Source organism: Streptomyces sp. AcH 505 (genome assembly GCF_000818175.1).
Taxonomy (GTDB): Bacteria; Actinomycetota; Actinomycetes; order Streptomycetales; family Streptomycetaceae; genus Streptomyces.
Map to the genome: position 1 here is coordinate 3,579,963 of NZ_JTIY01000001.1, position 9,511 is coordinate 3,589,473.

Here is a 9,511-nt window from a genome sequence, read left to right on the forward strand (position 1 = left end):
GCCTGGCCACCACCGCGGCGCCGACGAGCGCCATCAGCGGGTCCTTCTTGAAGCCCCACAGCTCCGCCGCGTACGGGTCGTGCTTCGGCGGGGTGGCGGACGGCGCCGCCCCGGCGACCCGGAAGCGCAGATAGCCGTTGTCGAGGCCCGCGCTCGGCAGCCACTCCACACTGTCGAGATCGCCGATCTCGATGGTCCGCGGGCCGCCCGACGACTTGGAGTCCTCGGTCTTCCAGTTCCATTCGAGCCGGACCCGCTCGCCGTCGAACGTGACGGTCGCGTCGCCCGCGCCCACGGTCAGCGGCAGGGCGGGCCCCGGCAGCAGATAGCGGTCGACGGGGCCCGACTCCACCCCGTCGAGCAGCAGGGCCGTGCGCACCTCGTCCACGATGTACTCGGCGACGCCGGAGCGGTCGCTCTCCACCGTCAGCCGGTACGGGTCGGACGCGTCGTCCAGCTTGCCGCCCGTCACCTGGAGCAGCGGATCGGCGCCGTCCCGCAGGCGCAGCCGCAGCCGCCCCGAGCGGCGGCCGGACTCGAAGGCGATGCCGGCCAACGCCTCCAGCGGCACGGCGACTTCGCCGAGCGTCCTGCGGAGCAGACCCACCCCCTTGTCATGACCGGGCACGATGCGGACCGTGTCCCCGTCGAAGGCCCAGGTGCCGTCCTTCTGGATGATTTCCGCCATGCGGTAATTCTTCCATCGGATTCCCGGGGGCCCGCGGAACGGTCTTTTCTACGAGACCTTTTTGGCCGTCCGGACCGCCTTCGCCAGATCGTCCAGGATCGGCGCGCACTTGTCGTAGGAGAAGATCGGCTCGGCCACGCGCGGTACGACCTGTCCTGCCTTGACGGCCGGCAGCTGGAGCCAGGTCGGCTTGGAGGTCAGCGACGACGGCTGCAACGCCGACGAGCGGTTGTCCATCATGATGATGTCGGCCGCGTACTTGCCCGCGTTCTCCCAGCTCAGATCCTCGAAGAAGCCCTGCGAGTCGACCTTGGGCGTGATGAACTCCACGCCGAGCTGCTGGAAGTAGAGGGTGTCGGCGGCCATTTTCGCCAGCGAGACGTAGAAGAGGTCCTGACTGGCCGAACCGATCAGCACCTTGATGCCCGGATTCGACTTGGCGGCTTCGCGCAGCCGGCCGGCGGCCTGTTCGAAGCGGGCCTTGGCGTCGACGACCTTGGCCGCCGTGAGGTCGGCGCCGAGGGAGCCGGCGATGTCGGCGTGGCGCTGGATCGCCTTCGGGATCGTGGTCTGCGCGGCCCACAGGGCGGCGGTCGGGGCGAGCTTGGCGATCTTGTCCTTGGACTGGTCCGGCACGTACCAGAGCGCGTCCTTGACCCACATCTCGGTGACGAGCAGATCGGGGCTGAGCGCCGCGTACTTCTCGACGTTGAACTCGCCGAAGACGTTGCCGAGGACCGTCACCTTGCCGACGTCGAGATCACCGGCCTGCGGGTCGGGCTTGCCGCCCTTCGTCGTCGTGGGGCCGAAGACGCCGACGGCCTCGATGCCGAAGTCGAGCAGGGCCGCGGCGGTCCCGGTGAAGGCGACGACGCGCTTGGGCGTGCTGTCGGCCTTCACCCGCTGCCCCCGGTCGTCGGTGAACGCCCACGGGCCCGCCTTGTCGCCGTCCGCGCCCTTCGCGCCGCCATCTTCCTTGCCGCCCTTTCCGCCCCCGCAGGCGGCCAGCGCTGCGCCGAGCCCGACGGCGCCTCCGGCGGCGAGCAGGCCACGGCGGGTGAGGGGGATGGTGCGGGTGCTGGGCATGGTGGTTCGCTTCCGTACGGTGGGGCAGTTCGGGCCTTCCGAGGAAGGTTAGCCTACCCTTGCTTACCCCTCGGTATGGAGGGCTCCCGTTACCGCAGGGCTGCCGTTACCGCAGGCCGCGGAAGAACTCGGTGAGGTCGTGCGCGAGGAGTCCGGGCTCCTCGTGGGCGGCGAAGTGCCCGCCCCGGGGCATGCGGGTGTACCTCGTCACGTGGTAAGTGCGCTCGGCCCAACTGCGGGGCGGCTGCGTGAGATCGGCAGGGAACAGCGCGACGGCCGTGGGCACGTCGACCCGCTCGACCCGCCGCGTCAGCCCCTGCGCGTACTCGTAGTACGGCCGGAACGAGGTCGAGACGGTGCCGGTGAACCAGTAGAGCGACGCCTGCGTGAGCAGGAAGTCGTCGCTGAACCGGGACGACAGGTCGCCGCCGCAGTCGCTCCACGCCCGGTACTTCTCGACGATCCAGGCGAGCAGCCCGGTCGGCGAGTCGGCCAGACCGTAGCTGAGCGTCAGCGGGCGGGTGCTCTGCTCGTGCTGGTATCCGCCCTCCTCGGCGGACCACGCGGCGACGGAGTCGAGGTACGCCCGCTCCTCGGGGGTGACGCCGGCGGGGTCGTACGAGACCGGTGCGGCGACCGCCATCAGATGGATGCCCACCACGGCCTCGGGATGTGCCTCGCCGAGCCGGGAGGTGATGCCGGCGCCCAGGTCGCCGCCGTGCGCCGCGTAGCGCTCGAAGCCGAGTTCGTCGCGCATGAGCCGGTGCCAGAGCTCGTGCGTCTGCGGCGCCGGGTCGGTGAGCGAGGGCCGCTGCGGCGAGAAGGCGTACCCGGGCAGCGAGGGGACGACGACGGTGAACGCGTCGGCCGCTTCGCCCCCGTACCGCGAAGGCGTGGCCAGCCTGCGGGCGAGCGCGGTCAGTTCGAGGAAGGAGCTGGGCCACCCGTTGGTCAGGACGATCGGCAGGGCGCCGGGGTGCTCGCCGTCGAAGCGCAGGTAGTGGACGGGTGTTCCGTCGATGTCGGCGAAACGGGACGGCAGCGCGTTGACGGCGGCCTCTTGGGCGCGCCAGTCGTAGTCGGAGGCCCAACAGGCGACGAGCCGGCGCAGCTCGCCCGCGTCGGTGCCGGCCTCCCAGCCGGTGCCTGGTGCGGGTTCGGTGCCGGCAGCGGTCGTGGGCCAGGGGGTCGGCCAGCGGGTGTTGCGCAGCCGTGCGCGCAGATCGGCCAGCTCGGCGTCGGGGACGGCGAGCAGGGGCGGCTGGGAGGTCATAGGGGTCTCCGGGATGTCGTTCTCACAGGGCTGCGGTCCGGTGCGGCTGGTGCCGGTACAGCACCACCGCCATGACCAGTACGAGGGGGATCGTGAGGGTGGGCACGGTCCACCAGGGGATGCCGGTCCACACGGCCGGTAGCCCCACCCCGAAGCAGACGGCGGCGCTCGTGACGAGCAGTCGCCTGCCGTACGGGTTCCAGGTGAAGGGCCCGTGGCGGCGCGGCCGGACGAGGCGTACCGCGCCGAACACGAACGCCTGCGCGGCGACGAACGCGCCGAACAGACCGAGGGCGGCGTTCATCTGGAGTTCGTCGCGGGGCGCGTCGGAGCTGTCCTGGCGGACCCCGTCCTTGCCGAGCACCACGATGTCGCGGCGCCAGACGGTCGCGGTGACCCGGTCGTCCGGCTTCAGCCGGTCGAGGAGCGGTCCCGGGTCGCCGAAGTTCACCCGGCCCCGCCAGGAGCCCTCGTCCTTCAGGTTCGCGTACAGGTGGCCGCCCTTCCCGGTCTTGACGACCGTGTTCACGACGGTGAAGTGCCAGGTGCTCAGGCAGTCTGCCGCCACCTGCTCCGCCGGGTGGGCGGGACACGGTCCGGCCGCCCGGTAGTCCTGGTACCGGTCCCGGTCGGCGGGCAGCCACGCGGTGAATGCGTAAAAGCAGAGCGCCGCCGATATCAGGGCCAGCAGGATCAGCAGCACGCCCGTGAACCGCACCCGGCCCGCCGACCGCCGTCCCGCACCGGTCCTGCCCGGCGCTCTGCCCGAGCCATGCGCCCGCGCCCGCCCGTTCGCCATCTCCTGGTCCCCCTCCGCCCGCGCTTCCCTCGGTCAGGGACAGGCATACACCCAGGTCGCACGGGACGCCGGGGGAGGGGGCGCGAGGGTCGCCGCAGGCCTTTCAGGAGAGCAGCCGCCCCGCTTCCTCGTCCGAGAGGCGCAGCGCGCCCGCCGCTATGTTCTCGGCCAGGTGGCCGGGGTTCCCGGTCCCCGGGATGGCCAGTACGTGCGGGCCCTGGCGCAGCGTCCACGCCAGCCGGACCTGGGCCGGTGTCGCGCCGTGGGCGCGTGCGACGGTGTGGACCGCGTCGGGCTCGGCCGCGACGTTGCCCGCCTCCTGTCCGCTTCCGGCGATCGCGAAGAACGGCACGTACGCGACGCCCTGTTCGCCGCAGGCCCGGACGAACTCCGTCTCCTCGGCCGGCGACCCCACGCCGTACGGGTTCTGTACGCAGACCACCGGCGCGACGGACTGCGCCTCGGCCAGCTGGCCGGGTGTGACGTTGGAGATGCCCAGGTGGCGGATGAGCCCCGCGTCGCGCAGGGCGGCCAGCGCGCCGAAGTGCTCGGCGACCGGGCCGGTCGGCCGGCCACGCGGGACGCGCAGGTTCACCAGGTCCAGGTGGTCACGGCCCAGTTGGCGCAGATTCTCCTCGACCTGTCCGCGCAGCTGGTCGGGGGAGGCCCACCACCACTCGCCGGAGGGATGGCGGCCCGGCCAGACCTTGGTGGCGATGACCAGATCGTCCGGGTAGGGCGCCAGCGCGGTGTTGATCAGCTCGTTGGCCGAACGCAGCGGTGAGAAGTAGAACGACGCCGTGTCGATGTGGTTCACGCCCAGCTCGACGGCGCGCCGCAGCACACCGATCGACCGCTCCCGGTCGGCCGATGGCCCGTCGCTGAAGGCGACACCGCCGGCCAGCCGCATCGCGCCGAAGCCGATGCGGTTGACCGTCAGATCGCCGAGGGTCCAGGTACCCGCCGCCGCGGCCGCGTTCGTCTCTGTGGTCATGGAGTGGCACGTCCTTGTCCAGGGCTTGTCGTGGGAGTGGGGAGTGCGCGTCGGAGCACGCGAAAAAGCCTCCCCGGCGGTGTGGATCCGCGCCGGGAAGGCTGAAGTGCTGATCGCGATCATACCATTCGCACGTTTTTGCCAAGTGCTATGCCGTGCGGGGTGGTTGACCCGGGCGATTCGCTCCTATTCTTCGCGCTACACAGCACTGGGGGGACCATGCGTAGATCAAGAGCCCTGTCCGCGGCTCTCGTCCTGTCGTTCGCCACCGTCGGCCTGGGGGTGGTCGCGGCGCCCGAGGCGGTCGCGGTCACGCCGCCGGTGGGGTTCACCGCCGACGACCTGCCGACATGGCAGACCAACGGGATCGTCTGGGCGCTCGCCCAGACCGACGGTGTCGTCTTCGCCGGAGGTACGTTCTCCGCGCTGCGACCGCCCGACGGCGCGGCCGGCGCCGCCCAACCCGCCGTGAACTTCGCCGCGTTCGACGCCGCGACCGGCGCGCCCACCGGATGCAAGCTGTCCTTCACGCTCAGCAGCGGTACGGCGACCGTGCGCGCGCTCGCCGTCTCGCCGGACAAGAAGACGCTCTACGCGGGCGGTTACTTCGGCGCGGTCAACGGCACACCGGTCAGCAGCCTCGCCGCCATCGACATCGCCACCTGCACACCCAAGACGTCGTTCCGCCCCGTCTTCTCCGCCACCGTGCGGGCGCTGGCGGTCACCGACGACACCCTGTACGCCGGGGGCGACTTCAGCACGGTCAGCGGTGTGACGCGGCAGCGCTACGCGGCCGTCGGGCTCGCCGACGCCGCCGTACTGCCCTTCACCGCCAACGCCGACGAGCCGGGCCGCGCCCTCGCGGTGACCCCCGACGGCGCGAACGTGGTGCTCGGCGGGGACTTCAACACCGTCAACGGGACCGCCTCGCACGCCCTGGCCGTGGTGAACGCCACGTCCGGCGCGGTGACGAAGGCGTACCCGGGATTCATCCCGCCGACCTCGGTGGTCAAGGCCGTCGAGACCGACGCGTCCGGCATCTACACCGGCAACGAGGGCACCGGCGGCGGTGTCTTCGACGGGCGCATAGCCCTCAACGCCGACACGCTGGAGCAGCGTTGGCGCGACACCTGCCTGGGGGCCACGCAGGCGCTGAAGGCGTACCAGCGGGTGCTCTACAGCGCCTCGCACGCCCATGACTGCTCCAGCGTCGGGGAGTTCCCCGACGGTGCGCGGCACCACTTCCTGGCGCAGCCCACCACGGCCATCGGCAAGCTGGGCTGGTTCCCGAACACCAACGACGGCATCGGTGAGCAGATCGGCCCGCGCGCCCTCACCATCGCGACGTCGGGGAGCACCCAGTACCTCTGGTCGGGCGGGGAGTTCACCACCGTCAACGGCGCACCCGCGCAGGGGCTCACCCGGTTCGCCTCGACCGGCGACAAGGGCGCGCCGACCGTACCGATCGTCTCGGCGACCAGCGTCAAGCCGGGCGAGGTACAGGTGCGCTGGCGCTCCAGCTACGACACGGACGACTCGCGGCTGACGTACAAGGTCTACCGCAACGGCTCCACCACACCGCTGGCGACCGTGCAGGGCGACTCGCTGATGTGGGCGCGGCCGCAGGTCACCGTCAAGGACACCGCGGTCACGGCCGGCACGAGCTACACCTACCGGGTCACCGCGTCCGACGCGGCCGGCAACACCAGCGCCCTGTCGGCGACCGCGTCCGTGACGGCGGCCTCGGCGACGCAGAACTACCCGGCCACCGTCATCGCCGACGGCGCGCAGCTGTACTGGCGCTACGACGACCCGGCGACCCCGTTCGTCGCCGATCTGTCCGGCGGGAACAACTCGGGCGTGCACGTCAACTCCCCCGCGCTGCGCCAGACTCCGGGCGCCACGACGGGTCCGTCCACCGCGATCGGCTTCAACGGCACGACCCAGTGGCTGTATGCCGACCGGCGCATCGCGCAGCCGAGCACGTACGCCCTGGAGACGTGGTTCAAGACGACCACCAAGACCGGCGGCATGCTGATCGGGTTCGGCGACAACACGACCGCGGCCAGCAAGCGCCACGACGAGAACGTGTACATGGCCAACAACGGCAAGCTCGTCTTCGGTGTGAACAGCGGCGGCGTCAAGACGCTGGTCAGCCCGGCGGCGTACAACAACGGCGCCTGGCACCAGGTCGTGGCGGCGCAGGGCACCGGCGGCATGCGGTTCTACGTCGACGGCAAGATCGTCGGCAACAACACCGTCACCACCTCGGCGGTGGCCACCGGCTACTGGCGGGCCGGCGCCGACACGCTGACCGGCTGGCCCTCGGCGCCCACCAGTAATTTCTTCAACGGGCAGCTCGACGAGACGGCCGTGTACCCGAGCGCGCTCGGCGCCGCGAGGGTGGCCAACCACTACGCGGTGGCCAAGGCGGCGGCTCTCCGCTGACGGCGCTGAGCCTGCGCGCGCCGGACAGCGGCGTGCGCAGGCTCACTCTGGACACCCGTGCGAACCGCCCGGTAACTTGTACTGAGCAAGCGCTTAGACAAACACCCGTGGCGGCGGTCAGCCGCAGAGGAGGCCCGTACCGTGCGGCGTACCGTCTACAACGAGGACCACGAGGCGTTCCGCGAGACCATCCGCGCTTTCATCGAGGCCGAGGTCGTCCCTGTCTACGACGAGTGGTACGCGGCGGGTGCCGCGCCGCGTGACTTCTACTACAAGCTCGGCGAGCTGGGCGTCTTCGGCATAGAGGTGCCCGAGGAGTACGACGGCGCCGGCGAGGATTCGTTCAAGTTCCAGGCGATCATCTCCGAGGAGACCGCCCGCGCCGGTGTCTCCTTCGGCGGCTCCGGCGTGCATGTGGCGCTCTGCCTGCCGTACCTGAAGGCGTACGCCACCGACGAGCAGAAGAAGCGCTGGCTGCCCGACTTCGTCAGCGGCCGGACGATGTTCGCCATCGCGATGACCGAGCCGGGCACCGGATCCGACCTGGCCGGCATGAAGACCACGGCCAAGCTCTCCGCAGACGGCACGCATTACGTGCTCAACGGCGCCAAGACGTTCATCACCGGCGGGGTGCACGCGGACCGCGTCATCGTCTGCGCCCGTACGTCCCCCGCCACCCCCGAGGACCGGCGGTTCGGCATCTCGCTGCTGGTCGTGGACACGAAGTCCGAGGGGTACGCGGTCGGCCGCAAGCTCGACAAGCTCGGCCTGAAGACCTCCGACACCGCCGAGCTGTCCTTCACCGACGTCAAGGTCCCGGTCGAGGATCTGCTGGGCGAGGAGAACAAGGGCTTCTCGTACCTCGGCCAGAACCTCCCGCAGGAGCGCCTCGGCATCGCCGTCGGAGCCTACGCGCAGGCGGCGGCGGCCGTCAGGTTCGCGCAGAACTACGTCCAGGAGCGGACCGTCTTCGGCAAGACCGTGGCGTCCTTCCAGAACACCAAGTTCGAGCTGGCCGCCTGCAAGGCCGAGGTGGACGCGGCCGAGGCCGTCGTGGACCGCGCGCTCGAAGCGCACGACCTGGGTGAGCTGACGGCGGCCGAGGCCGCTTCGGCGAAGCTCTTCACCACCGAGGTGGCGCACCGCGTCATCGACAAGTGCCTCCAGCTGCACGGCGGCTACGGCTACATGAACGAGTACCCGATCGCCCGGCTGTACGCGGACAACCGCGTCAACCGCATCTACGGCGGGACCAGCGAGGTCATGAAGATGATCATCGCGAAGTCCATGGGCCTGTAACCCGCACGGAAACCGGCTGAGTCAGACTCGTACCCATGAATCAAGCACTGGATTCCCTGCTCGCTCTGCTCGACCTGGAGCGGATCGAGCAGGACATCTTCCGCGGCCAGAGCCACCCGTCGGTCGTGCCGCGCGTCTTCGGCGGCCAGGTCGCGGCCCAGGCGCTCGTCGCCGCGGGGCGTACGGTCCCCGACGACCGTACGGCGCACTCGCTGCACGCGTACTTCCTGCGTCCGGGGGACCCGGGCGCGCCGATCGTCTACACCGTCGACCGGATCAGGGACGGGCGCTCGTTCACCACCCGCCGGGTGGTGGCCGTCCAGCACGGCCAGCCGATCTTCCACCTCTCGACGTCCTTCCAGACGTACGAGGAGGGGCTGGACCACCAGGCGCGGATGCCGCAGGCGCCGGACCCGGAGACCCTGCCGTCCGCCGCCGAGCTGCTGCCGCGCTACGCGGACCGGTTCGTGGACCCGGCCGTCGTCGACCGGCTGCTGGAGACACGTGCCGCCGTCGACCTGCGGTACGTGGACGGGCCGCCGTACGCGAGCGTCGGGGAGCCGCGCGAGCCGCGCTCGCAGGTGTGGTTCCGCACGGACGGCAAGCTGGCCGACGACCCGCTGCTGCACGTGTGCCTCGCGACGTACGTCTCCGACATGACGCTGCTCGACTCGGTACTGCTGGCACACGGCAGGGGCGGCTGGGCGGTCGGTGACATCGTCGGCGCGAGCCTGGACCACGCGATGTGGTTCCACCGGCCGTTCCGCGCCGACGAGTGGCTGCTGTACGACCAGGAGTCCCCTTCGTCGTCCGGCGGCCGCGGGCTCGGGCAGGCGCGGATCTTCACGCAGGACGGGCGGCTGGCGATCTCGGTGATCCAGGAAGGCGTGATGCGCGTCCCGCGCGGCTGAGGCGCCTGAGGCG

Annotated in this window: 8 protein-coding genes; 3 read left to right on the plus strand and 5 right to left on the minus strand. The window is 71.0% G+C overall.

Annotation, left to right across the window (positions count from 1 at the left end; genetic code table 11):
• The 5 genes from HY68_RS16385 to HY68_RS16405 all read right to left on the minus strand — a co-directional run.
• A partial coding sequence (locus HY68_RS16385) for a DUF4429 domain-containing protein (RefSeq protein ID WP_041989435.1) occupies positions 1 to 688 on the minus strand: 688 nt, incomplete at its 3' end.
• Between the two features lie 48 nt (positions 689 to 736).
• Positions 737 to 1,774 carry an ABC transporter substrate-binding protein gene (locus HY68_RS16390; protein ID WP_041989438.1) on the minus strand — a complete coding sequence of 346 codons (1,038 nt, stop codon included), beginning with the start codon at positions 1,772 to 1,774 and terminating at the stop codon, positions 737 to 739.
• A 106-nt stretch (positions 1,775 to 1,880) separates the two neighbouring features.
• Positions 1,881 to 3,047 carry an epoxide hydrolase family protein gene (locus tag HY68_RS16395; protein ID WP_198533280.1) on the minus strand — a complete coding sequence of 389 codons (1,167 nt, stop codon included), beginning with the start codon at positions 3,045 to 3,047 and terminating at the stop codon, positions 1,881 to 1,883.
• A 22-nt stretch (positions 3,048 to 3,069) separates the two neighbouring features.
• Complete coding sequence (locus tag HY68_RS16400; RefSeq protein WP_241778594.1) at positions 3,070 to 3,846, minus strand: hypothetical protein; 777 nt, start codon at positions 3,844 to 3,846, stop codon at positions 3,070 to 3,072.
• 103 nt (positions 3,847 to 3,949) lie between these two features.
• A complete protein-coding gene (locus HY68_RS16405) occupies positions 3,950 to 4,840 on the minus strand; it encodes an aldo/keto reductase (protein ID WP_041989441.1) in 891 nt (296 codons plus the stop codon).
• Between the two features lie 219 nt (positions 4,841 to 5,059).
• Here HY68_RS16405 and HY68_RS16410 point away from each other — a divergent pair, with 219 nt between their 5' ends.
• From HY68_RS16410 to tesB, 3 genes are all read left to right on the plus strand, one after another.
• Positions 5,060 to 7,288, plus strand: a complete 2,229-nt coding sequence (locus HY68_RS16410) for a LamG-like jellyroll fold domain-containing protein (RefSeq protein ID WP_041989443.1) — start codon at positions 5,060 to 5,062, stop codon at positions 7,286 to 7,288.
• Between the two features lie 141 nt (positions 7,289 to 7,429).
• On the plus strand, positions 7,430 to 8,587 hold the full coding sequence (locus HY68_RS16415) for an acyl-CoA dehydrogenase family protein (protein WP_041989445.1): 1,158 nt from the start codon (positions 7,430 to 7,432) through the stop codon (positions 8,585 to 8,587).
• A gap of 35 nt (positions 8,588 to 8,622) precedes the next feature.
• Positions 8,623 to 9,498: an acyl-CoA thioesterase II gene (gene tesB, locus HY68_RS16420; protein WP_041989446.1), complete on the plus strand. Its 876-nt coding sequence runs from the start codon at positions 8,623 to 8,625 to the stop codon at positions 9,496 to 9,498.
• Positions 9,499 to 9,511 lie beyond the last annotated feature (13 nt).

Coding starts and splice junctions, on each gene's coding strand:
- HY68_RS16390 (WP_041989438.1), bottom strand. CDS start 1,774: ATGCCCAGCACCCGCACCATCCCCCTCACCCGCCGTGGCCTGCTCGCC.
- HY68_RS16395 (WP_198533280.1), bottom strand. CDS start 3,047: ATGACCTCCCAGCCGCCCCTGCTCGCCGTCCCCGACGCCGAGCTGGCC.
- HY68_RS16400 (WP_241778594.1), bottom strand. CDS start 3,846: ATGGCGAACGGGCGGGCGCGGGCGCATGGCTCGGGCAGAGCGCCGGGC.
- HY68_RS16405 (WP_041989441.1), bottom strand. CDS start 4,840: ATGACCACAGAGACGAACGCGGCCGCGGCGGCGGGTACCTGGACCCTC.
- HY68_RS16410 (WP_041989443.1), top strand. CDS start 5,060: ATGCGTAGATCAAGAGCCCTGTCCGCGGCTCTCGTCCTGTCGTTCGCC.
- tesB (WP_041989446.1), top strand. CDS start 8,623: ATGAATCAAGCACTGGATTCCCTGCTCGCTCTGCTCGACCTGGAGCGG.